The organism is Sinorhizobium sp. 6-70 (genome assembly GCF_030124375.1).
GTDB lineage: Bacteria > Pseudomonadota > Alphaproteobacteria > Rhizobiales > Rhizobiaceae > Sinorhizobium.
Genome location: NZ_JASKLS010000003.1, coordinates 295,091 through 316,546, shown reverse-complemented (window position 1 = coordinate 316,546; position 21,456 = coordinate 295,091). Strand labels below are relative to the sequence as shown.

General features: G+C 59.5%; 20 protein-coding genes. 7 read left to right on the top strand and 13 right to left on the bottom strand.

Annotated elements, in window-relative coordinates; all coding sequences use genetic code 11:
- The first annotated feature begins 43 nt into the window (after positions 1-43).
- The 5 genes from QN222_RS08630 (at position 44) to QN222_RS08610 (ending at position 5,034) form a co-directional block, all read left to right on the top strand.
- On the top strand, positions 44-814 hold the full coding sequence (locus QN222_RS08630; RefSeq protein ID WP_283961519.1) for an ABC transporter permease: 771 nt from the start codon (positions 44-46) through the stop codon (positions 812-814).
- Complete coding sequence (locus QN222_RS08625) at positions 811-1,470, top strand: ABC transporter ATP-binding protein (RefSeq protein WP_283961520.1); 660 nt, start codon at positions 811-813, stop codon at positions 1,468-1,470. The genes QN222_RS08630 and QN222_RS08625 overlap by 4 nt, the downstream gene beginning before the upstream one ends.
- The gene (locus tag QN222_RS08620; RefSeq protein ID WP_283961521.1) at positions 1,471-2,802 is read left to right on the top strand and encodes an RkpR, polysaccharide export protein; all 1,332 of its coding nucleotides are present in this window, start codon (positions 1,471-1,473) and stop codon (positions 2,800-2,802) included.
- Between the two features lie 152 nt (positions 2,803-2,954).
- Complete coding sequence (galE, locus tag QN222_RS08615) at positions 2,955-3,947, top strand: UDP-glucose 4-epimerase GalE (protein ID WP_283961522.1); 993 nt, start codon at positions 2,955-2,957, stop codon at positions 3,945-3,947.
- Between the two features lie 286 nt (positions 3,948-4,233).
- Complete coding sequence (locus tag QN222_RS08610; protein WP_283961523.1) at positions 4,234-5,034, top strand: capsular polysaccharide biosynthesis protein; 801 nt, start codon at positions 4,234-4,236, stop codon at positions 5,032-5,034.
- A 199-nt stretch (positions 5,035-5,233) separates the two neighbouring features.
- On the opposite strand, the gene QN222_RS08605 is transcribed toward QN222_RS08610, so the two are convergent.
- The 8 genes from QN222_RS08605 to QN222_RS08565 form a co-directional block, all read right to left on the bottom strand.
- Positions 5,234-6,010, bottom strand: a complete 777-nt coding sequence (locus tag QN222_RS08605) for an ABC transporter permease (RefSeq protein WP_283961524.1) — start codon at positions 6,008-6,010, stop codon at positions 5,234-5,236.
- A 446-nt stretch (positions 6,011-6,456) separates the two neighbouring features.
- Entirely contained in the window at positions 6,457-7,425 is a 969-nt protein-coding gene (locus QN222_RS08595; protein WP_283961526.1) for an ABC transporter ATP-binding protein, read from the bottom strand.
- A 3-nt stretch (positions 7,426-7,428) separates the two neighbouring features.
- A complete protein-coding gene (locus QN222_RS08590) occupies positions 7,429-8,439 on the bottom strand; it encodes an ABC transporter ATP-binding protein (protein ID WP_284005365.1) in 1,011 nt (336 codons plus the stop codon).
- Between the two features lie 2 nt (positions 8,440-8,441).
- The gene (locus tag QN222_RS08585; protein ID WP_283962347.1) at positions 8,442-9,359 is read right to left on the bottom strand and encodes a dihydrodipicolinate synthase family protein; all 918 of its coding nucleotides are present in this window, start codon (positions 9,357-9,359) and stop codon (positions 8,442-8,444) included.
- Positions 9,360-9,369: 10 nt separating this feature from the next.
- A complete protein-coding gene (locus QN222_RS08580; protein ID WP_283962348.1) occupies positions 9,370-10,281 on the bottom strand; it encodes an ABC transporter permease in 912 nt (303 codons plus the stop codon).
- On the bottom strand, positions 10,247-11,206 hold the full coding sequence (locus QN222_RS08575) for an ABC transporter permease (protein WP_283962349.1): 960 nt from the start codon (positions 11,204-11,206) through the stop codon (positions 10,247-10,249). Before QN222_RS08575 ends, QN222_RS08580 begins: the two co-directional genes overlap by 35 nt.
- A 173-nt stretch (positions 11,207-11,379) precedes the next feature.
- Positions 11,380-12,966, bottom strand: a complete 1,587-nt coding sequence (locus QN222_RS08570) for an ABC transporter substrate-binding protein (RefSeq protein ID WP_283962350.1) — start codon at positions 12,964-12,966, stop codon at positions 11,380-11,382.
- A gap of 23 nt (positions 12,967-12,989) precedes the next feature.
- Positions 12,990-13,736 (bottom strand): FadR/GntR family transcriptional regulator, encoded by a 747-nt coding sequence (locus QN222_RS08565; protein WP_283962351.1) that lies wholly within the window; start codon positions 13,734-13,736, stop codon positions 12,990-12,992.
- Between the two features lie 140 nt (positions 13,737-13,876).
- Here QN222_RS08565 and QN222_RS08560 point away from each other — a divergent pair, with 140 nt between their 5' ends.
- Positions 13,877-14,830 carry a dihydrodipicolinate synthase family protein gene (locus QN222_RS08560; RefSeq protein ID WP_283962352.1) on the top strand — a complete coding sequence of 318 codons (954 nt, stop codon included), beginning with the start codon at positions 13,877-13,879 and terminating at the stop codon, positions 14,828-14,830.
- Positions 14,831-14,847: 17 nt separating this feature from the next.
- Positions 14,848-16,311 (top strand): sulfatase-like hydrolase/transferase, encoded by a 1,464-nt coding sequence (locus QN222_RS08555; RefSeq protein WP_283962353.1) that lies wholly within the window; start codon positions 14,848-14,850, stop codon positions 16,309-16,311.
- A 24-nt stretch (positions 16,312-16,335) separates the two neighbouring features.
- On the opposite strand, the gene QN222_RS08550 is transcribed toward QN222_RS08555, so the two are convergent.
- The 5 genes from QN222_RS08550 to QN222_RS08530 all read right to left on the bottom strand — a co-directional run bounded on the left by QN222_RS08550 (position 16,336) and on the right by QN222_RS08530 (position 21,226).
- Complete coding sequence (locus tag QN222_RS08550) at positions 16,336-17,379, bottom strand: L-idonate 5-dehydrogenase (protein WP_283962354.1); 1,044 nt, start codon at positions 17,377-17,379, stop codon at positions 16,336-16,338.
- Between the two features lie 14 nt (positions 17,380-17,393).
- Complete coding sequence (locus QN222_RS08545; RefSeq protein ID WP_283962355.1) at positions 17,394-18,800, bottom strand: TRAP transporter large permease; 1,407 nt, start codon at positions 18,798-18,800, stop codon at positions 17,394-17,396.
- Between the two features lie 4 nt (positions 18,801-18,804).
- The gene (locus QN222_RS08540; protein ID WP_283962356.1) at positions 18,805-19,377 is read right to left on the bottom strand and encodes a TRAP transporter small permease; all 573 of its coding nucleotides are present in this window, start codon (positions 19,375-19,377) and stop codon (positions 18,805-18,807) included.
- Positions 19,378-19,440: 63 nt separating this feature from the next.
- On the bottom strand, positions 19,441-20,415 hold the full coding sequence (locus tag QN222_RS08535; RefSeq protein WP_283962357.1) for a sialic acid TRAP transporter substrate-binding protein SiaP: 975 nt from the start codon (positions 20,413-20,415) through the stop codon (positions 19,441-19,443).
- A 67-nt stretch (positions 20,416-20,482) separates the two neighbouring features.
- Positions 20,483-21,226: a FadR/GntR family transcriptional regulator gene (locus QN222_RS08530; RefSeq protein ID WP_284005364.1), complete on the bottom strand. Its 744-nt coding sequence runs from the start codon at positions 21,224-21,226 to the stop codon at positions 20,483-20,485.
- Positions 21,227-21,456: the final 230 nt, after the last annotated feature.

Sequence of the window (21,456 nt, the reverse complement as noted above, 5' to 3'; positions counted from 1 at the left end):
CTTCCACTGCTCGGCGCATTCTCTATGGGTTCGGGTTACTGACGTGAGCTATGTTTTCGCCCATTTTCGCGTTGTCGGCGCCCTTCTGGTCAGGGAAATGTCCACGCGTTTCGGCTCAAAGCCCGGGGGGTATATCTGGGCGCTGCTCGACCCCGCTGCTCACATCCTTCTCATGACCTTCATCTTCCGGGCGATCGCTCGCGCCCCTGCGCTCGGGACGAGTTTCGCCTTGTTTTTCGCAACCGGTTATATCGCTTTTCAGTTCTACCAGGCGATGACCAGTTACCTGAACAGCGCCGTCCGGGCCAACAAAGCCCTGCTCAGCTATCCGAATGTCGCGCCGATCGACGCGGTCATCGCGCGCTTTGTCCTCCAAGTGGGGACGACGACGTTGGTAGCTCTCATCGTTCTAGGCACGATCGTCGCGACCATGCGTGTGGAAACTAGCCTGCATTGGCCGGCGATCCTGGAAGCGGTGGCGATGGCGTGCGTTTGCGGCCTCGGGGTGGCGATGGTCAACAGCGTGCTATTTTTGAGATACCCTCTCTACGAGCAGGTATTCAACATCGCCAACCGCCCGCTCTTCCTCATATCCGGGGTATTCTTCCTTCCGGATTCGATCCCCGCGCCCTATCATGATCTCGTGCTGCTCAACCCTCTTGTTCATATCATCATGGGCTTCCGTCAGGGATTCTATCCAGAGTACAGGGCAATAGGCCTTGATATGGAGTACCTCTACGGATTCGCATTTCTGACATTGTTTGCCGGAATGCTTGTGTTCACCTTTTCGTCAAAGACGCTGAGAAACGAATGATCCGGTTCGAACAGGCGACAAAATATGCCCGCACCAAGGGCATCAAGAAGCCGATCATCGAAGACGCTTCCCTTACTATGAACCGGGGGAAGAGCGTCGGCCTGCTTGGCCGCAATGGCGCCGGCAAATCGACTCTCTTGAGGCTGATCGCCGGCGCGATCAAGCTCGACCGCGGACGAATCATCCGCCGTGGCAAGATCTCCTGGCCGCTCGGCTTTCAGGGCAGCTTCCAGGGCTCGATGACTGGCGAACAGAATGTGCGCTTCGTCGCACGCATTTATGGCGTCGACACCGAGCAACTCATCGACTATGTCGAGGATTTCGCGGAGCTTGGTCCTTTTTTCAAGGCACCGGTGGGTACCTATTCGTCCGGCATGAAGGCACGTCTCGCCTTCGGCTTGAGCATGGGCGTCAACTTCGATTACTATCTCGTCGACGAGATTACTGCCGTCGGTGACGCAAATTTTAAGAAAAAGTGCCAGGCTGTCTTCGAGACTAAGCTTCGGGACTCCGATCTGATAATGGTTTCGCACAGCACGAGCACGATCCGTACCTATTGCGATTGCGGTGTCGTGCTGGAAAAAGGCAAGCTGACTTATTATGAAGATGTCGAGGACGCGATCCGCGCGCACGACAAAAACATGAAGGAAGGTTAAATGGCGGTCAGCAAAGACGCGGCAGTGAACAAGCCTGATTCCGCGCAGGCCGCCGAGAAGAGCGAAGCAGCCGGCAAAAGCAAGGGCATAGCGGTCCTGGAGGGGCTGCTCGGCAAGGAGAGTGCGCCCGTCATTCCCCTACCGGGGCGGCGCAACAAGATCGAACCCGCCAAGAAGACGGACTGGAAGATCCGCTGGTTAAAGAAGCTGCGCTGGCGCCACGCCATTATCGGCGCATCCTTCCTGGGACTGGTCGCCGTTCCGGCTACGCTCGCTTCGCTCTACATGGCCTTTATCGCAGCAGATCAATATCATAGCTCTGCGTCCTTCGCCGTGCGCAGCATTGAGGGCGGCGTTTCGACCGATATCCTCGGCATGTTCACCCAGGCCTCCGGCGCCAGCACTGTCTCCGACAGCTATATCCTCATGGATTATATCCTGAGCGAGCGCATGGTTGCCGCCGCCGACCGCAAGTTCAAGCTGGAGGACGTCTACGCCACACGAGGGCTCGACTACTTCTATGGGATCGGGTCCGCGCTGCCGATCGAGGACAAGCTCGAATATTGGCACAATATGGTTGACGTCAATTTCGATCACGCGTCCGGCATTATGCAAGTGACCGTAAAGGCATTCGATCCAAAACAGGCGCAGGAGATCGCGCAGTTCGTCGTAGACCAAAGCGACAGTCTCGTGAACAGCCTCTCACTTTCGGCACGCAACGACGTTCTGCGCGCCGCGCAGGATGAAGTTCTGGCCGGCGAAGCGCGGCTTTCCAAGGCGCGCGCGGGTCTTCGCGATTACCGCGACAAATCGCAGGAAATCAGCCCAGAGGAAGGGGCAAAGCTCGCCGTTCAGCTCATCGGCTCCCTGGAGCAGCAGTTGACACAGCTGAACGCCGATCTCGCCACGGCGAAAAGCCAGATGGGTGAGGACACGCCGCGAATCCGCGTCCTGAAAACGCGTATCGAAAGCCTGGAGCAGCAGCTCGCCGTCGAGCGCCAGCGCCTCGGCACAGGCGAAAGAAGCCCGACATCCGTCGCGGGCGATCCCAATTCACCGGATGTCGCCGGCCGCATCGCTCAGTTCGAGGAACTGGAAACCGAGCGTGAATTCGCGGAGCGCGCCTATACGGCAGCGTTGGCCTCCCTCGAGAAGGCGCGCATCGAAGCCAACAATCGGCAGCGGTACCTTGCTCTCTTCATTGAGCCGACTCTCTCGCAAATGGCCCAATATCCAAGCCGCCTCCTGAATGCGTTTCTCTTCACCCTCGGGCTCTTGTTTGCTTGGGGAATTGGCGTGATGGCCTACTACAACATTCGGGATCGCGCTTAAGTCCCTACATTGCGAGGGCCCGCTTGGCCTATCCATCTCGAATGCTCGACCCAGCCAATTGGCGGTCTGCGCATCTCTTCAAGTGCGCTGGGCCACATTTAATTGCGCTTGGTTGATTTGATTTTATTCGCGGACGTCACAGGAGAGATTGCATGGCGGTTTTGGTAACAGGCGGCGCAGGTTACATCGGCAGCCACATGGTTTGGCGCTTGCTCGATGCGGGTGAAGACGTCGTCGTGCTGGATCGTCTTTCTACAGGTTTTCGTTGGGCAGTGGCTCCTGAGGCGCGGCTCTACGAGGGCGACATTGGTGACTGTCAACTGCTAGACATGATTTTCTCAGCCAACGATATCGAAGCGATCATCCACTTCGCTGGTTCAGTTGTCGTGCCGGAGTCGGTAGCCGATCCTTTGTCGTATTACGAAAACAATACAGCGAAATCACGCGTGCTGATTGAAGCGGCCGTTAAGGCAAACGTTAGGCATTTTGTTTTTTCCTCGACTGCGGCCGTCTATGGTACCCCCGCGAGCTGCAATCCCGTCGAGGAAGACGCTCCCTTGCGGCCCGAATCACCATACGGGTCCTCTAAATTGATGACCGAAATCATGCTGAGAGATGCTGCCGCAGCGTACGATTTCAAATATGCGGCTCTGCGCTACTTTAACGTCGCGGGCGCCGATATACTAGGAAGGACCGGCCAATCTACGGCCGGCGCTACCCATCTCATAAAAGTGGCCTGCGAAGCTGCTCTTGGAAAGCGGAGCGGCTTTGACGTCTATGGAGCCGACTACCCGACGGCTGACGGAACTTGCGTGCGGGACTTCATCCATGTCACAGATCTGGTAGAAGCACATCTTAAAGCCTTGAAGCGGATGCGGGCGGGCGGCGCTTCAATTGTCGCAAACTGTGGCTACGGGCGCGGATTTTCCGTGTTTGACGTTCTGGAGCGTGTAAAGAAAGTGTCAGGGACTGATTTCCCTGTGAATATCGTTGATCGGCGGCCAGGTGACGCAACTTTTGTCGTTGCCAATCCAGCGTTAATCGTTCGAGAGCTGGATTGGGTGCCGCAGTACGATGACCTTGAACTTATTGTGCGCACGTCGCTGGATTGGGAGCATAGTCTTGGCCGTCGAAATGCGTTCTAGGCGTGCGGTCCAGCCCTGTGAACCTGCCCAAGAACAATATCCACTGATCATTTAAAGATGTGCCATGTCCACTGCATTCGTATTCGGCTTGAGCCCTTGGAAAGATTTCATAAGAGGTTGGCTCTCCGAGAAAAAAATATACTGTCGGAAACGATCGATTTCATGGCTCGAATTTCACGCCTTTTGGGTTCCTAGAATAGTATCTTCAAAATCTCCCAAGATATACGTTTGGGGCTATAAGCATCCGCTATTCATTGAGCAATTCTGTGAGAGGCGCAATGTGCCATTGATCAGAATCGAAGACGGCTTCATCCGATCGGTAGCGTTGGGGGCCACCAAGGCGCCGCCACTATCGCTTTGCTTCGATTCACCTGTTCTTTACTATGATGCAAGTGCTGCTTCGCGCCTGGAGCAAATTCTCGAACACCACGATTTTTCGGCCGATCCCGACCTGATCCTTCGCGCGGGCACCGGAATAAACCGATTGATCAACTCTAGGTTGAGCAAATATAACACGTCTGCGGACGTCGACATCGAACGCGTGTATGGCCCAAAAGACCGCAAACGTATACTAGTCTTAGGTCAGGTTGAGGATGACATGTCCATACTTAAGGGCTGTCAGCGGCGGATGGACAACAACGACCTCGTGCGAGCCGCAGTTCAGGAGAACCCGGAAGCGCATATAATCTACAAGCCTCATCCGGAAATACTGCACGGCACGCGACCGGCCCGGTCTAAGCCGGATGCGGTAAAGTCGATTGCGCAAGTGCTTGAGCAAGACATTAGCTTAGCTGATGCGTTCCAAACGATTGATCATGTTTACACGCTGACGTCGCTCTCGGGGTTTGAGGCACTGATCAGGGGCATACCGGTAACGTGCTTTGGCATGCCGTTTTACGCAGGATGGGGCCTTACGGATGATCGGCAGATGTGCCAACGCAGATCGGCGAGGCGCAGCGTTGAAGAAGTCTTTGCCGCCGCATATATTCTATACCCGAAGTACTTCCATCCACAGGAAAAGAGGGCTCTTACCTTCGAAGAGGCATTAGAACTTCTCTACACTATGAAAAGAGCCTCCTCTGCATAGCCTGCACAATCGCAAGCCGGTTCTTCTCGAGGGACAATCTACTTCCGAAAACTGATCCGCTTGCAGTTCCATCACAAACCACCCGCGCACAGACCTGGGACAGACAGAGCTGAGCCAGGTGCTGTTCTAACTTAAGTAGACAATCGGGTGGCCCTCGCGAGAATGAATTCGGCGCCGATGAAGCATGGCATCTCGGTCGTTAAAGTCGGTCTTCCCTGATCTCGCGCATCGATGCCGTTAGCAGCATGAGTCCGGCCACGAAGCATACGACCGCGAATTCGATGACGTAGCCCTTGTCCAGCCCATCGGCGCGGTACTCCGGGTAGATGCTACTCCGAAACCACATGATGATATGCACAAGCGGATTATAGAGAATATAGTCCCTGAAGGGATTTGGCAGGTTCTCCGGCAGGAAGAAAACGCCAGAAATCATGAAGAGCGGACGGCTGATAATGCCGAAAATCTGTTCGTAGAGCGAAAAGCGAGCGAACATCACGATGTTGATCGTGCCGATGCCGAGACCGAGCACCGCGGCCGCTCCCGCTCCCTCGATCATACCGGCGACGTTCATTGGTTGGGTAACGCCACTAAGTTCCACGATCATCAAGAAGATCACGCCAGTTACTAGCGCATCCGTCATGAACTGGAGGATGAAACGCGAGACGATGGCATCGAACGGCGAGACAACTGGATAGGAGAGCAGTGCCTTGTTCGCCTTCATCGTGCCCGCCATGAAGGAAGACATACGTTGATAAAACGCGAATGGCAGATAGCCGCTTGCAAAAAACAGCGGAAAGCTCAAGCCCAATGCCGGCATGCGGGCGATCGCCTGAAAGATCACCGTCATCATCGCGACATGGGCAACCGGGTCGAAGATCGCCCAGAGATAACCGCCGGGCTTCGACCCATAGCGCGTCGACATTTCGCGCACGACCAGCGCCGCAGTCACTCTAAAATGTTGCTCGATAAGCTTCACGTCTCGCCTCGATAGTCTGCGATATGGGCCTCAGGCCCGCATATTCCACAAACGGGGCTTCCTGGCAAATCTTTGGCCGGCACGACAAACCGCAACCGACCTTTGCACAAAAAGACCGCCTCGACCATTTTCGGCCGCGTTCAAATTGGTTTGGAAGGCGTTGAACTCACCTTTCCTCAATCAACAAGATGGCTTCTTCCGGATCAATGCCGGAGTCCGTGTTTTCGCGCGCGGCCTTTGTGGCGTCTAACATCAAAGGCGCGGGACGGAGCACAGAGCAACGAGGTGCAATAAGCTCGATCGAAGCTCACGCCGCTCTCGATCAACCGATCGAGGTTCGGGATCTTGACTGGCACCGTCTTGCGCGGCGCGAAGCAGTCCCATCGAAGCTGATCGACGTCGATGAAGAGCAGGTTCTTCATGGTCAAAACCCACCCTATTTTGGATCAGTCGAGGTCGTCACGGATACAAGCCTTGAAGTGTCCTTTCGCCGTTTCTCGCAGCGGCGGCACTATGCTGGCGCATGCCTCGATCGCGACCGGGCAGCGGGTGCGGAAGACGCAGCCGCTGGGAGGATTCGCGGGGCTTGGTATGTCACCCTTAAGGATCTGCCGGTTGGGGCGTTGCGAAGGATCGGGCGAGGGAACGGCCGAGAGAAGCGCGCGCGTATAGGGATGCTGCGGGCTGGCATAAAGCTTCCGGCTGGGCGCCATTTCCATGATGCGCCCGAGATAGAGCACGATGACGGTATCGGCGACGTATTCGACCACTGCAAGATCATGCGCGATGAACAGCACGGTAAGGCCCAGCCGCACCTGCAGGTCGCGCAGCAGGTTGACGATCTGCGCTTGGATCGAAACGTCGAGCGCCGACACCGGTTCGTCGGCGACAAGCAGATCTGGCGCGAGCGTCAGCGCCCGTGCAATGCCGATCCTCTGGCGCTGCCCTCCGGAAAACTCGTGCGGATAGCGTGAGATCGCATCGGGCGGCAGGTCCACCGACGCAAGCGCCTTGGCGGCCTTCGCGATCCGCTCGGATTTGGTGCCGATGCGCTGGATATCCAGACCTTCGGTGAGAATTTCACCGATGGTCATGCGCGGTGAGAGGCTCGCAAACGGATCCTGAAAGATATACTGGACGCGCGCATGCAGACGTCGAAGTTCGCGGCGGCTAAGGCTCGTCGTTTCGACACCGTCGAAACGAATGCTGCCGGAGGTCGGCGGAACCAACTGTGCGACCATGCGGCCGATGGTGGTCTTGCCGCTGCCCGACTCCCCGACGAGGCCGACGACTTCCCCGCGTCTGATGTTGAACGAGACGTCCTGGACGGCACGGACGACCGGTCCGCGCCCGAACGCCACCGGGGCGAAATCTTTGGTCAGCCCGCTGACCTCAAGGAGCAATTCATCTGACATCGTTCAGATCTCCTGCCAGCGAATGCAGCGACTGAACTGGCCATCGCCGGTTTCGACGAGCGGCGGGTAAGTCTCAGAGCAGGCTTTTATCCGATAGGGACAGCGCGGCGCAAATGGACAGCCTTCAGGCAGGTTCATGAGACTTGGAACCGATCCGGCAATCGTCGGAAGCGGCGTACCCGCTTCCTTGAGGCGCGTCGCAGTACCAAGGCGCGGCACCGAGCGCATCAGCCCCTTGGTATAGGGGTGGCGCGGGTGGGAGAAAACCCGCGCCACGCTGCCGGTTTCGACGACCGAGCCGGCATACATGACTGCGACGCGGTCGGCGATCTCGGCAACAACACCAAGGTTGTGCGTGACGAACAGCATGCCCATGCCGCGTTCCCGTTGCAGGTGGCCGAGCAGGTCGAGGATTTGCGCCTGAATGGTGACATCGAGGGCAGTTGTCGGCTCGTCGGCAATCAGCAGCGTCGGATTGCAAGCCAGCGCCATGGCGATGGTTGCCCGCTGCCGCATGCCGCCCGACAATTCGTGCGGATATTGCCCGGCACGTCGGCGTGGATCGGGAATGCCGACATCCTCCAGCCGCTGGATGGCATCGGCCAGCGCCTCGCGGCGGGACTTACCAAGGTGGATGCGGATCGGCTCGGCAATCTGCTCACCGACAGTATAGACCGGATTGAGGCTGGTCAGGGGTTCCTGAAAGACCATACCGATATCGTTGCCGCGCACGCGGCGCAGCGCCTCACCGCCGATGCTGTGAAGGTCAACGCTCTCACCCGTTTTGCGTCTAAGGCGAAGCGTTCCCGCGGCGATACGGCCGACGCCGCGCGGCAGGAGGCCCATGATCGACAGGCTTGTCACCGACTTTCCAGAGCCGGACTCGCCGACCAGTGCCACGGTTTCTCCCGTCGCCACGGCGAGATCGAGGTCGCGCACGGCGACGATCTCGCGATCGGCAATATGAAACACCGTGGTCAGTCCCGAAATTTCGAGGATCGGCTCTCTGCTCATCATCAGTCCAGGAGGCCGGTTTGACGCAGGATGCGGTCGATGATCGCCGCCTCCTCATCATTGAGGGATCGTTGCGGACGGGCCATGATGTTGGTGTCGATAACGCCGAGCCGGCGCATGGCGGTCTTGAAGGCCCCCACACCCGCAGAACCTGCACTGGTTCGCGGCAGACTCACCCAGACCATCTCAAAAAGCCGGCAAAGCCTCTCCTGTTCCTGGCGTGCGGCCGTGAAATCGCCGGCCTGGCACAGGTTCCACAGGCGCACATAACCGTGTGGATCGACGTTGCCGAGGCCGGGAACGATGCCATGCGCGCCCATGTTCACGACGCTGTCGGCGACGATTTCGGATCCGGTCATGGCGAAGAAGTCGGAAAGATCGGCAGTGTCGGCCATGACGTAGCGAAGATTGCCATCGTCACCGCTTGAATCCTTGAGACCGACCACGGTGCCTTCGCGCGCGAGCGTAACTGTGGTCTTCCGCTCGAGCTTTGTGCCGACGCAGACCGGTATGTCATAGGCGATCACCGGTATGTCGACCGCCTCCCGGATGTAACGGAAGTGGTCGATGGTCTCGGACTGATTGGTACGCGTATAGAACGGGGCGGTTACGACAACCGCGTCGACACCTGACGATTGCGCTGCCTTTGCGTGGGCAATCACGCGCTCTGTCGTGGGGTCGATCACGCCGGCCAGGATCGGCACGCGACCGCGCACCTGCTCGACCGCATGTTCGATGATGCGCCGCCGCGTGGTTTCGTCGTGGAACACGACCTCGCTGGTCGAACCCAGTACGAACAGGCCGTGCACACCACCGTCGATGAGATGGTCGATGACACGTGAGAACGAAGGGTAATCCACTTCGAAGGTCGTGGTGAGCGGGGTAACCACGGGTGGGATGACGCCGGTAAACAGGGGCATTTGTAACCTTTCACTTGAGTTCGGAGCGCGGGTCGAAGGCATCACGAAGCCCATCGCCCACGAAGTTGATGGCAAGGACGGTCACGACGAGCGCCGCGCCGGGAAACATCCATTGCCAGGGATAATTTTCGAGGACATGCGTCGCGCGGGCGGCGTTCAGCATGTTGCCCCAGCTCGCTTCCGGTGGCGTGACGCCGAGGCCGAGGAAGGAGAGGCCTGCCTCCAGCAGGATACCGCTCGCCACCTGCAGCGTGGCGTAGACCACGAGAATATCGATCGTATTGGGCAGGGCATGGCGAACGAGCAGGTGCCAGAGGCCCGCGCCCATACCGCGTGATGCCACGACGAAATCCCGCTCGCGCAGCTCCAAGAGCCGCGCCCGGACCATGCGCGAGAGCACCGGCCACGACAGCAGCGAAATCACGAGGATCGTCGGCATGACGCCGCTACCGACGATCGAGGCAAGCACCAGGAGGAAAATGATCGGCGGCAAGGTCATGGCAAGGTCCACGAACCGCATCGTCGCACCGTCAACGAAGCGCCCTCCCAAGCCGGCGACGGCTCCGATGAAGAACCCGATGAAGGTGGAAATCACCATTGACGCCGTGGCCACGAGCAGCGAGATCCGGCCGCCCTGCATGAGCCGCGCCATGATATCCCGCCCTACGCCGTCACTTCCAAGCCAGTGGGCCGACGACGGCCCCTGGTTCATCGCCAGGAGGTCGATGTCGTTGGGCTTGTAAGGCCACCACAGGTCATAGGTAAGGGTGATGAGCAGGATCGGAATGAGGATGGCCGCACCTGCCACGGCCGCACCGTTGTCGAGAAAGCGCGACATGGCACGACGGATAGGGCCGGCCGAACGCGTCTTTGTCAGGCTGGTCATCTTACGCCACCTTGATGCGCGGATCGACAGCGGCATAGGCGATGTCGGTCAAGAGGTTGACGAGGATGACGCAGGCGCCGGTGAGGAGCGTCGCGCACATGATGACCGGATAGTCGCGCCGGACCACGGCGTTGATCATCAACAGGCCCATTCCCGGCCAGTCAAACACGCTCTCTATGAAGATGGCGCCCCCAATCGCGATACCGATCGTGGATCCGATCACCGTGATCACCGGCAGCAGGGCATTGCGGACGGCATGTTTGACGATAACCCAGAACTCGCGAACGCCTTTGGCGCGCGCGGTCCGCACGTAATCCTGCGACAGCACCTCGAGCAGTGAGGAGCGCATGTAGCGCATGATCAGCGCACCATGGCCGATCGACAACAGAGCGGCCGGCAGGATGAGGTGCGCCAGCAGGTCGCCGACGGAGAAGGGAGCGCCGGGTGTCAGCATGCCGCCGGCCGGCACCCACCGCAAGACGACCGCAAACACGTAGAGTCCCAAAAGCGCCGTCAGGAAGGCCGGGCTCGAGATGCCGACGAAGGCCGCCGTCGACAGAGAGAGATCGGCGAACTGGTTGCGCCGGACTGCGGCAAGGATGCCGGCTGCTATCCCCACGACGACGGAGATGGCAAGCCCGCTGAACATCAAGAGGATCGTCGGTCCGATGCGGCCGAGGACGAGCGGCAGCACCGGTTCGCCGCCGCGCTGGATGGAATAGCCGAAATCTCCGGTCAGGGCGGCACCAAGCCAGGCGAAATACTGCACCGGCAGCGGCTGATCGAGGCCGAGGCGCGTGCGCAGCGCGACAAGGTCGGCGGCCGACATTGGGACCGACGGATTGATGTAGGCATCGATAGGGTCGCCGGGCGTGAGCCGCAGCAGCGTGAAGATGAGGACGGTCAGGGCCAGGAGCATGAGCAGGCCGACGACCGTGCGGCGCAGGATATATTGCAGCATGTTTCACCAACAGGGTCCCGACAGCGCCGCGCGTCTTATCAGACGCGCAAAGGACGCTGTGGCACTTTGAATTGCTGCATGTTTTTGTCCTTAAATCGGCTAGGATTTAAGGACGCATGCAGTAGGGGTGCGGCCGGACTTGACCGTCCGACCGCGCCTCGGCCCTGCCCCCTTTACGGAGCGATATCCCACTTCTCCGGATGGGAAACGAATGGACCGCCGGCCGGAGCGGGCGTCCAGAAGAAGTCCTTGAGCTTGCTGGACACGACCCCGTAGCGGCTCGCGACCCACATCGGGCTCCAGGGAAGCTGAGCATTCATTTCCTTGCAGACCTGCTGCCACTTGGCGTCCGCCTTGGACGGATCTGTCTCCGCCATCGCCGTGTTCAATGCCTCGGTGAGCTGAGGCATCTCGACACGCATGATGTTGTTGCCGGCGGGCGGGATCTGCGCGGCGTTCAGCCCGATATTGAGCGAAGCCGGGTTGGGGCCGTTCTGCAGGCCGGCATAGACCAACGGGAACTCTTCAAACTTTTCGCTACGGACGATGCCGTTGTAGCTAGGCACGTCGAGGGCGCGCGGAACCACGTTGACGCCAACCTGCGCGAGCATGGCCTGGATCGCCGCCATGACGTTGGCGACCTGCGGCGTATTATAGTAGGTAAGCCACGGGATCGCCTTGTCGCCGTTAATGTCGTCCCAGCCTGCCTCCTCAAGCAGTTCCTTCGCCTTCTCAGGGTCGTAGGCATAGTCGTCAAGGCCATTCGGAACGAGCCGCGGCGCGACGTAGCCGCAGTTGGCGAGCTTTGCCGCTCCTCCAAACAAGCTCGAGATGATCGCGTTTCGATCGATGGCGTGCATGACCGCCTGTCGCACGCGGAGGTCGCTCCAGATTCCGGCCTTGTGATTGAAGCCGATGTAGTTCACCACATAGGAGTCGCCCTCGATGATCCGGAAGTTGTCATTGCCCTTGAAGGTCTTGGCGTCATCAGGCTCGGCGAAGGTGAACTGGATCTCTCCCGCCGAGAGTGCCGAGACGGCCGCAGCTGCATTGGCGAAATACCGATTGATCAGGCGATTGACCTTCGGCTTGCCGCCCCGATAGCCGTCATAGGCAGCCATTTCGACATACTGGTCGCTGACATACTTGACGAACTTGAATGGTCCGGTGCCGACAGGCTTTGTCGACCACCATTGGCTCTTGGCGACTTCCTTGATGTCGATCGTCGAAAGCGCGTGCTCGGGCAGCATCATCACCTGCGACAGAACGGACAGGAAGGCCGAGTTGGGCTTGGAGAGCTTGACTACCGCCGTATGTTCATCAGGCGTCTCGATCGACGCAATGTCGGCGAGCCGGGCGGCAAAAATACTGCCGCTGTCGGCGTTCTTGGCGAGTTCCAATGTGAACTTGACGTCCGCCGAGGTGAAGGGCTTTCCGTCATGCCACTTCGTGTCGACCAGCTTGAAGGTGTAGGACAGGTTGTCTTCGCTCGCGGTGAACCCGGATGCAAGCGCGCTGTCGAGCTTTGACAGATCGGATGTATAGATGACCAGCGGCTCGAAGTAGGTATTGAGCCAGGTAAAGCCGGCGGTGGCGGTCAGCGGGTTGAAGTTGCCCGGAAATCCGCCCGGCCCTACGTCGAAGCCGCCGACAATTGTCTTTTCCTCCTGCGCCAGGACCGGCGTGGACACCATCGCGGTGGCGCTGGCAAAAGCAAAGGCTGCCGCCGCCAAAAGGCGGCCGAAATTCCGTCGATGCATGCTCTCCTCCTCTTGTATTCGGTTTATTGTTTGACCGACTCGACCTCCCCGGGCCGGTTCGACGCGATAACCCTCCTGATTCCGGAGTAGTGGTCCCCGAGACGCCTGCGGGCAGCCTCGACATCTCTGGCCGCGACAGCTTCGACAATTTCGTGGTGATCGCGCCAGGTATCCAGAGGAGTCGGGTTGGTCAGATTTGTGAGATCCGAAGCCTTGTAGAAAGCGGACCAGAAGATGTTGATCAGCGCGCTCAGCATCTTGTTGTTCTGGCAACGGAACAGAAGCTGGTGAAATTGCTGGTCTTCCTCGGCAAAGCTCTCACCACGTTCAGCGCGTTGACGCATGCGATCGGTAAGCTTGCGGAGCTCGGCAATATCATCCTCGCCGATCATCTCGATGGTTCTGTCGATCAGGCCGGTTTCCAGGACGCGACGGATCTCCTGCAACTCCTCGACGTCGCGCAGCGAAGCCTGCAGACCATAGGCAAGGTTGTCCAGCAGTGGCGCAAACGAGAATTCCTTGACGAAAACCCCGATGCCGCGCCGCGTCTCGAGGATGCCGACCGATTCCAGCGCCTTGATCGCCTCGCGCACGGAGTTGCGCCCGACCCCCAATTGCTGCGCCAGGAACGTCTCCGGCGGCAGGGCTGCGCCAGCCCCAAGGTTATTGTCCTCGATATAGCTGCGCAGGCTCTCCTGCACGCTGACGTGCAGAAGCGGCGGACGCGCCAACGGCTTGATTGGCTTGGCCAAGAAGTTGCTCCCTGTCATCTGGCTTCCAACATGGTTGAGGTATATCGACTTGTAGGATATCTTGCAAGTCGATAATGATGAGACGGATTTTAGGCGTGCGACGCAAGGCGATCGCCGGCAGCGCTGCAGGATCCAAATGGATAGCAAGGAGGTCAGACGTGGCAGCCGGGAAATTCGAACGACAGAATGGTCGCTGGGGCCGCATTCGGGGAAATTGGGCGACGCTGATTTTGCCGATAAACGACGACGATTCGATCGATTTTTCGCGTCTCGCCGGTGAAATCGAGCACCTGATCGCAGCCGGCGTGGACGGCATATACTCCAATGGCACCGCGGGTGAATTCCACAATCAGACAGAGGAGGAGTTCGACGCCATTCAGCAACTGCTGGCAGATCGCTGCAAGCCCGCGGCGATGCCTTTCATCATCGGCGCTTGCCAACCTGATCCCCGGATTTCCCTGGAACGTGTGCGCCGGGCGGCGAGGCTCGAGCCCGAGGCAATCCAGGTCATCCTGCCGGACTGGTGGCCCGTGACGACAGCGGAGGCAACGGATTTCCTTCAGATGGCTGCGGAGGCGGCCGGCTCGATACCGCTGGTCCTCTACCATCCGCCGCATGCCAAGCGCGTCTTTGCTCCGGCCGAGCTGGCCGCGATCCTTGCACCTGTACCGCAGGTCGTCGGCGTCAAGCTCGCGGACGGAGATCTGAGCTGGTACGAGCAAGCCCGTCATCACCTCGGCGCGTGGGGACTCTATGTTCCTGGGCACCACCTTGCCACGGGCGTCAAACAAGACGTCGCGGTTGGGGCATTTTCGAATGTCGCCTGCCTTAACCCATCTGGAGCGCAGCGATGGACTGCATCGATGGCCAGTGACATCGAGCGGGCGCTTGAGGTGGAAGAACGGCTGCGCGCTTTCCTCGAAGTCCACATCACACCCCTTGCCAAAGTGCAGGGCTATTCGAATGCCGCACTGGACAAGTTGCTGGCGGCGATCGGGGGATGGGCGGACGTCGGCACCCGGTTGCGTCGGCCGTATCGCTGGCTTGATCCCCAGATCGTGCCGGGATTGCGAGAGAAAGCCAAAGCCGCCCTCCCCGAAATCATGCTTTGATTGTTGAGGTAAGCATCATGACGCCGCCGAACATTTTGATGATCATGACGGACCAGCAACGTAGGGATACGCTTGGGGTTTATGGCTGCGACTGGATCCCCACGCCTCATCTCGACCGGTTGGGCGAGGCTGGAGCGGTCTTTGAATACTGCACCGTCGACAACCCGATCTGCACCCCTTCGCGCGCCAGCATCCTTACTGGCAAGCCCGTGCCGGGTCATGGGGTTGAGCGGGTGCATGACAATCTGCCCCCGGATGAAGTGCTTTTCACAGAACGCCTGCGACAGGAAGCCGGTTACCGAACCGCGCTTTTTGGCAAACTCCACGTCAGCAGCCGTCTCAAGGAAGAACATGAGCGACACCCGCATGACGGTTTTGATATCTATGAATGGTGCCTGGAACCGTCGGTCGCGATGCAAAGCCCCTTCAACGGCTATACCGCTTGGCTTCGCGAAACCGCGCCGGACTTCCTCGCCGCACTTCAGCGCAACGGTCGCGGCGAGCTTCACCACCCCGAATCCGTCCACATGAGCAAATGGGCGGCGGATCGGACCATCGCGTTCATTCAGTCAATGAAGGCGGGAGGGCAGCCGTTCTTTTGCCTGATGAGCCTTTTCGATCCCCATGATCCTTACGAAGACTATCCCTTGACGTTTCGGGGTCGAATAGATGAGGCGAAAATTCCTGATCCGGTCCCTTCGAGCGCGACACAACCCGAATGTGTTGAGCGGGAGCAGCAAGGCTCCTATCTCGGGCGTCTCTCAGACTTCTCGCCGGAGGAAATCCGCAAGATCCGTACTGGCTATGCCGTCTCGATTGCATTCCTAGACGAACAGGTCGGCCGCGTCTTAAGCGCACTGGACGATGCGGGCTTGACTGAAGACACACTCGTCATCTTCCTGTCCGACCATGGCGACCAGCTTGGCGACCATGGGCTCTTCGTCAAGGGCGTGGCGCTCTACGAGCCTACCGTCGGAGTGCCGTTGTTATTGCGCTGGCCAGGCCGGATCGCCGCCGGAATCCGGTGCACGGCGCTTGCCCAGGGCCGAGACATTGCTGCCACATGCCTCGCCGCAGCGGGCCTCAGCACGCAATCATGCCCGCAGAGCGAGGATCTCGTGACCATGGCATCGCAGAACACAACGAGGCGCAGCAGCGCAATCTGCGCCTACCGCAACTCCGGCGTAAACGATAGCGGCACTTTCTGGGATCCGCCGATGCAAGCGACCATGGCGCGGGACCAACGCTTCAAGCTGACGCTCTACACCAGCGGCGGCTTGAGCCAAAGGGAGCTGTTCGATCTCCAGACCGACCCGTGGGAGACCATCAACCGCGCCGGCGATCCCGCCTATGCCGCAACCGAACTGATGCTGCTCAACGACATTGCCTCGTTTGTCCAGGATGAAGCAGCGGCGGCACCACCACGCGCAACATCGTCCATTCCCGATGCGACCCAGCGACTGCGGAATAGTATCAAGTAATGCTCCTTGCACCTTGATCGCCCGTCAAGGCAGGAATGTCAGTTGCACCTTGCAGGCGACGGAACGGTCGACGGCCTGCTCGAAGGCCTTGACCGCCTGATCGACCGGAAACGCATGGGAAATGATCGGCCGGACATCGATCCGGCCGCGAGCAATGAGGTCGACGGCAAGGGCGAACTCGCTGTCAAAGCGCTGCGATCCGATGAGCCGCAATTCCTTGCCGACGAGTGCATTGATCGGAAGGGTGATGTCGCCCGTCACGCCGACTTGCACGATCAGGCCTCGCGGTCTTACGGCAGCGATCGCGCTGCGCAGCGCTTGCTCGGCTGCGGAGCATTCGAAGACGACATCAAACTGCCCTTTGTCTGCCTCGTATGCAGCCAAAGGCGCCGGATCGCGGCGCACATTGACAACGAGTGTCGCACCCATCGCCGTTGCGCGCTCGAGCACCGCGTCGGCGAGGTCCGTCACCACGATCGCCCCCGCCCCTGCATGGCTAGCGGCCGCGACCACGAGAACGCCGATCGGCCCAGCTCCTGTAACAAGCACATGCTTGCCCTTGAGGTCCCCGGCCTGGGCAACCGCATGAAGGCAGACTGCCAGCGGTTCCGCACAGGCGGCCTCGCCGGCGCTCACTAGCGCCCCTGCCGGGAAACATTGACCGGCCGGAACGACGAGCCAGTCGCGGAACATGCCCTGCGTATGAGGAAAACGCATGGCGCTCCCCATGAATCGCATGTTGAGGCAATGAATCGGCAGCCCCTCGTCACAAAACCGGCAGGAGCCGCAGGGTTGGCTCGGATTGATCGCGACGAGGTCGCCGATCGCAAGCCGAGAGACCCCGGCACCGAGCGCGGCAACGTATCCGGAACCTTCATGGCCCGGAATAATCGGCTCTCTTACCCGGATGGGGCCGAAGCCGCCATCCTGGTAATAGTGGAGGTCCGAGCCGCAGATCCCCCCGGCCGCCATTTTCAGGAGGACCTCGCCTTCGCCCGGTTCAGCAACCTCCTCGGCTTCCAACCTGAGGTCGCGTTGACCGTGGAGCCGCGCGAGACGCGTGCGCATGGGTGCACCTGCCATCAGCGGATCAACCCGACTGCACTCGGCAACCAGAGCGTGATCGCCGGAACGAAGGTGATGAGGATAAGCGCGATAAAGAGCGGCAGGAGCCAAGGCAGGATCGCCATCGTTGTTCGCTCCACCGACAGCTTCGCCACGCGGGACAGAACGAAGAGCACCATGCCAAGCGGGGGATGCAAGAGGCCGATCATCAGGTTAAGCGTCATGATCAGGCCAAAGTGAACCGGGTCGATCCCGAACTGGGCCGACAAAGGCAGCAGGATCGGCACGAGGATCGTGATCGCGGCGATCGTGTCCAGGAAGCAGCCGACGAACAGCATCAAGAGGTTTACCAGGATCAGGAAAACCCATTTGTTCTCGGTGATCGTCAAAATCGCACCGGATAGCATCTGGGCGGCCTGGCTGACCGTCAACAGCCACGCAAAAATGGAAGCCGCCGTGACGATGAAGAGCACTGAAGCGGTCGTCTCGATGGTGTCGAAAGTCGCCCGCGCCAGCGTCGATACGGTCATCGTCCGGTAGCGCACCAGCCCCAAAAACAGCGACCAGAGAACGGCGGCGACGGCCGCTTCCGTCGGTGTAAACCAGCCCATCGTCATGCCGCCGATCAGAATGACCGGTGTCATCAGCGCCATGACGGCCGAGAAGTCGAAATACCAGTCAAGGGCGAGCAGCATCAGAAGGGCAATGCCGGCGGCGGCATTCATCGACAACCCCGCCGACATCAGGAGATAGACGACGATCGGTACGCAGAGCACGACGACGACTTCAAGCGAAGCCGAGAGCAATCGCTTCATCTCGAAAGGCGTGTCCGAGCCCCAACCGCGCTTATATGCAAAGATCGCGACCGTCAGCATCATCAGCACTGTCATCACCACGCCCGGCACGATGCCGGCCATGAACAGCGCGCCGATCGAGACGTTCGCCATCATGCCGTAGATCACGAAGGGCAGCGACGGTGGAAAGATGGGCCCGAGCGTCGCCGAGGCGGCGGTGACGCCAACGGCGGCCTCGACCGGATAGCCGTGATCTTTCATCGCCTTGATCTCGATCGTACCGATGCCGGCGGCATCGGCGAGTGCTGTGCCGGACATGCCGGAAAAGATCACCGAGCCGATAATATTGACCTGTGCCAATCCCCCTTTCATCCAGCCGACGAGCGCTACGGCGAAGGAGTAGATGCGGCCGGTGACGCCCGCGGAATTCATCAGGTTGCCGGCCAGAATGAAGAACGGCACGGCGAGCAGCGGAAAACTCTCGACGCCGGCGATCATTCGCTGTGCCGCGATGATGTCGGGCGCGACATTGTAGAAGACCAGATAGAGGACGGATGCCACGGCCATCGAGATGGCGACCGGCACACCCACCAGCATCAGGAGAAGAAACGAACCGACGAGCAGCAGCATTGGATCAGCCCTCAACCTTTTGGAATTCCTCGGGCTTTTCGAGAACCGAATAACCGCGGCGCTGATTGGCGATAAACACCTGGACGGAGCGGACGAGCATCAGCACGAAACCGGCCATCACGCTGTAGAAGACGATGTTGCGCGGCAGATCGACCGTCACCATGCGCTCGTTGGCAACGATCGCCACATAGCGCCACATCAGCCAGCAGGCATAGGCGAAGAAGCCGATGCGCACGAGATCGACAAAGATCGCCATGCCTCGCGCCACCGGCCGCGGCAGATAGTGATAGAGCACGTCGACCTGGATGTGCCGCGAGACCCTGACGCACATGACGGAGCCGAGGAACACCACGCCGATCAGGCAGTTGGTGGCGATCTCCTCCGTCCAGGCATAGGAATCGTTGAGCACGTAGCGGGTGAAGAACTGCAGGAACACGCATCCCGTCATCACCCAGAAGATGGCGAGCGTGACCCAGTCCTCGAAGGCATAATTCGAGACATCCGCGGCTGGCGGGGCTTCGTCGAAGGATTGGGCAATTTCCTCCGGCGTCACTTGCAAATGGACTTCCTGTGGCATGGCGATCATCCGGCAAACGGTGGGCGGAGTGCCGGCCGCTGGCATGCGGCCGGCGTCAACGATTCACTTGACGGCGCGGATGGCCTCCCAGTCTTCTTTCTTGTAGCCAAAGTCTTCGAGCGCCACCTTGTCCATCACGGTCGCCTCGAAATCGGCCTTGTCGACGTCAGTCACTTCGATGCCGCGCTCCTTGAAAGTCTGAACGAGTTTCTGCTCACGCTCCTCGATGATCTTGGTGGCGCGCTCGGCTGCCTCCTGCATCACGTCGGTGAAGATTTGCTTGTCGGCATCGGAGAGTTGTGACCACAGGTTCTTAGACACGACCGTGTTCAGGTGATCGACGATGTGGCCGGTCAGAACGATGTGCTTCTGCACTTCGAAGAACTTCTTCGCCTCGATTGTCGTCAGCGGGTTTTCCTGGGCTTCCACCGTGCCGTTCTGCAATGCGAGATAGACTTCCGCAAAGGCGATCGGCGTCGTGTTGGCGCCACAGGCGCGCGGCATGGCGAGGTAGGCCGGAACATCCGGAACGCGCATCTTCAGCCCCTGCAAGTCGGCGCATTTGGCGATCGGCTTGTTCGAAGTTGTATGGCGCGTGCCGTAATAGGTGACCGCGGTGATATGGTTGCCGGAAGCGTCCTCATATCCCTTGGCCAGCCGCTTGAACACGTCGCTTTTCGTATAGGCGATCAAATGCGCCGGGTCGCGGAACGTATAGGGGAAATAGGTGACCCCGATCGGCGCGTATTCGCGCGCGGCGAAGCTCGAACCGGAGATGATGATATCGACGGTGCCGAGTTTCAGGCCCTGATTGAGATCAGCCTCCTTACCAAGTTGCGAGGCCGGGAAGACGTCGATCTTGTAGCGCCCCTCGGTGCGCTTGGCGATTTCTTCGGCTGCCCAGACGGATTCGGTATGGAACGGCTCCGAAGTCTCATAGACATGCGCCCATTTAAGCGCCGTCTGAGCTTGAGCGGCGAGCGCCGAAACCAGGATAGTTGCAGTCGCACCCAGTAGCATCAACAGTTTGGACTTCATCTTGTTCCTCCTCCAATGTGAAGTGATTGCTCAAAGCGGGACGCATCCCACTTTCAACCCGTCAGTGTCAGTTGTCCTCGACGCGCCTCCACGCAGCCGGTATTGCGCCGTCGTTCGGCTCCTCCCCGAAGCTGGCCGACAAACGAAGCTGGGATTGATCGAGATGCGCACGCATCGCGGCACGCGCTGCCGCTGGATCTCCGGTAGCGATCGCGTCGCGGATCACGCGATGCTCCTCCATCGCGGCGCGCCAGGTCTCGGTATTCTCGAAATAGCTCGCCAGCTTCTCAAAATAGGGCGTCATGCGCATGTCGTGGATGCTGCTGACGAAGCGATTCAGCGTCTGATTGGCGATGATGCTGGAGACGATGACATGGAACTCGCGATCAAGCGCAAGCGCCTGGCGGCGATCCTCAAGCACCGCAGCCATCCGCTTCAGATTGTCGTCGATGATGGCGATATGCTCGGGGCGTGCCAATCGCGCCGCCTCCTCGGCAATCGCGCACTCGACCACCGCCCTCGCCCTCAGCAATTCGAATGGACCTTCGAAATCCTCCGGCGGCGTATCGGACGCTGGCACCTCGCGTGCCGTGACATAGATGCCTGATCCCATGCGGATATCGATGAAGCCTTCGACCTCGAGCACGATCAATGCTTCCCGGATGGTGGGACGCGAAACACCAAGCTTGTGCGCGAGCTCCCGCTCGGACGGAAGCCTCGAACCGGGCGCCAAGTCGCCCCGCTCTATCAGGCCCCGGATTTGGTCCGCGACTTGCCGATACAGGCGGCGCGATTCCACGGCAGAAAACATCGTGCTCCTCGATATCGACTCGCCGTCAGGCGGCCAAGTGGTCATACCAATTTGTTTAGAATACTCACCATAGAAGTCGAGTCAACCTCATCACAGTGAATGACAACTAGGCTGGCACACGGCGGCAGCGAATTTGGCCCAATCAAAAAATGGTCCCATGGGTTCCGACGGGACGGAATCGCCAAACCGAGGGTCTTCTTTCGGTGTGGGAAGATTGGGGTGCCATCTGA

Bases quoted from the DNA above. Each gene is read 5' to 3' on its own strand.
- QN222_RS08570 (WP_283962350.1), bottom strand. From the start codon at position 12,966: ATGCATCGACGGAATTTCGGCCGCCTTTTGGCGGCGGCAGCCTTTGCT.
- galE (WP_283961522.1), top strand. From the start codon at position 2,955: ATGGCGGTTTTGGTAACAGGCGGCGCAGGTTACATCGGCAGCCACATG.
- QN222_RS08535 (WP_283962357.1), bottom strand. From the start codon at position 20,415: ATGAAGTCCAAACTGTTGATGCTACTGGGTGCGACTGCAACTATCCTG.
- QN222_RS08565 (WP_283962351.1), bottom strand. From the start codon at position 13,736: ATGACAGGGAGCAACTTCTTGGCCAAGCCAATCAAGCCGTTGGCGCGT.
- QN222_RS08625 (WP_283961520.1), top strand. From the start codon at position 811: ATGATCCGGTTCGAACAGGCGACAAAATATGCCCGCACCAAGGGCATC.
- QN222_RS08620 (WP_283961521.1), top strand. From the start codon at position 1,471: ATGGCGGTCAGCAAAGACGCGGCAGTGAACAAGCCTGATTCCGCGCAG.
- QN222_RS08555 (WP_283962353.1), top strand. From the start codon at position 14,848: ATGACGCCGCCGAACATTTTGATGATCATGACGGACCAGCAACGTAGG.
- QN222_RS08540 (WP_283962356.1), bottom strand. From the start codon at position 19,377: ATGCCACAGGAAGTCCATTTGCAAGTGACGCCGGAGGAAATTGCCCAA.
- QN222_RS08545 (WP_283962355.1), bottom strand. From the start codon at position 18,800: ATGCTGCTGCTCGTCGGTTCGTTTCTTCTCCTGATGCTGGTGGGTGTG.
- QN222_RS08580 (WP_283962348.1), bottom strand. From the start codon at position 10,281: ATGCCGCTGTCGATCCGCGCATCAAGGTGGCGTAAGATGACCAGCCTG.
- QN222_RS08585 (WP_283962347.1), bottom strand. From the start codon at position 9,359: ATGCCCCTGTTTACCGGCGTCATCCCACCCGTGGTTACCCCGCTCACC.
- QN222_RS08530 (WP_284005364.1), bottom strand. From the start codon at position 21,226: ATGTTTTCTGCCGTGGAATCGCGCCGCCTGTATCGGCAAGTCGCGGAC.
- QN222_RS08590 (WP_284005365.1), bottom strand. From the start codon at position 8,439: ATGAGCAGAGAGCCGATCCTCGAAATTTCGGGACTGACCACGGTGTTT.
- QN222_RS08550 (WP_283962354.1), bottom strand. From the start codon at position 17,379: ATGCGCACGCGTCTCGCGCGGCTCCACGGTCAACGCGACCTCAGGTTG.
- QN222_RS08575 (WP_283962349.1), bottom strand. From the start codon at position 11,206: ATGCTGCAATATATCCTGCGCCGCACGGTCGTCGGCCTGCTCATGCTC.
- QN222_RS08595 (WP_283961526.1), bottom strand. From the start codon at position 7,425: ATGTCAGATGAATTGCTCCTTGAGGTCAGCGGGCTGACCAAAGATTTC.